The organism is Oleiphilus sp. HI0123 (assembly GCF_001635315.1).
Window position 1 is genome coordinate 1 of the sequence record NZ_LWGE01000242.1, and the last position, 1,303, is coordinate 1,303.

2 protein-coding genes are annotated in these 1,303 nt (G+C 43.5%); both read left to right on the forward strand.

Annotation, left to right across the window (positions count from 1 at the left end; translation table 11 throughout):
- Positions 1 to 620: sensor histidine kinase KdpD (locus tag A3761_RS02370; protein ID WP_231881124.1), on the forward strand; the 620-nt coding region annotated here is incomplete at its 5' end.
- Positions 620 to 1,303: response regulator transcription factor (locus A3761_RS02375; protein WP_068749727.1), on the forward strand; the 684-nt coding region annotated here is incomplete at its 3' end. The genes A3761_RS02370 and A3761_RS02375, both read left to right, overlap by 1 nt.

A 1,303-nucleotide genomic window follows, 5' to 3' on the forward strand; every position in this document is an offset into this window, starting at 1 on the left:
AAAAGTATCTTAACTATATGCTGCGTGACGTTCACCGTTTATCAGACAATATCAGCAACATTCTGGATCTGGGAAAGATCGAAAGCCAGAGCTTCAGTGATGAATTTATAGAGTTAGACGTTGCTGAGTTTGTCTCTCAGTTTTATCAACAAAATGCCCACCTGTTTACTGGCTTACAGATCGCGACTCAATCATCTCAGCCGATAAAGCAAACGCTTAGCCGGGCGCTGTTTGAAATGTTATTGATTAATTTAGCGAGCAATGCCCTTAAATATAATGAGTCGGATCAGCCAAGCCTAGTCGTTAAAATAGAAAAGCTCGCACTGCGCGGAAATGATGAGCTCAGGCTTAGGTTTATCGATAACGGTATCGGCATTGAGCATACGCAGCGCAAGAAGGTATTTAAAAAGTTTTATCAGGTGGGTGATTCAAAGACGCGTTCAGCGCAGGGTAGTGGGCTCGGTTTATATCTGGTTCAAAATATAGTTAAAGCGCATAGTGGTAAGATACAGATTAAGGAAAGCCAGCCGGGGCAGGGGGCTGAGTTTGTTATTATATTCCCGCAGCGAAATAAACTATCAATGGCGAAAAGAGCGCGTAATATGATGGGGATGCACTAGTGTTTGATCCAGAGAATGAGCGTATCTTGGTTGTCGAGGATGAATGTCATATTGCAGAGGGGTTGCGTTTAAATTTGGAGCTTCAAGGTTACAAGGTGGCGTTAGCGGAAACAGGGACTTCCGGTCTAGCCTTATGGAAACAGTGGCGGCCGCATTTAATAGTCTTGGATGTGATGCTGCCCGGCATAGACGGTGTCTCTGTTCTTAAACGTATTCGCTTAGAAGATGAGCGTTTGCCAATCCTTATTCTATCAGCCAAGAATAGTGCTCAAGACAGAATTGAGGGTTTTAACCACGGTGTCGATGACTATCTTTCTAAACCCTTTAACCTAGAAGAATTCCTGTTACGAGTTGAGCGCCTTTTAAAACAAAGTAGCTGGCAAGATAATAGTATTGATGCGGCGAGTGGAAGTCAGGACCCATATAGCTTTGGCAGCAACAAAATCGACTTCCTTCAATCTGTTGCTTATTGCAAAGGGCAACAAATAAGCCTAACTGAACAAGAGCTTCGCTTGCTCAGGTTATTGATTAACAATCGTGGTAAAGCGCTGTCACGCGGAGAAATTTTAGAAGTTGCCTGGGGTTTTTCCAAAGACCTATCGACTCGTACCGTCGATAACTTTATTGTCCGTTTTCGAAAGTACTTTGAAGACGACCCTAAGAACCCCGAGTTCTTCAAAAGC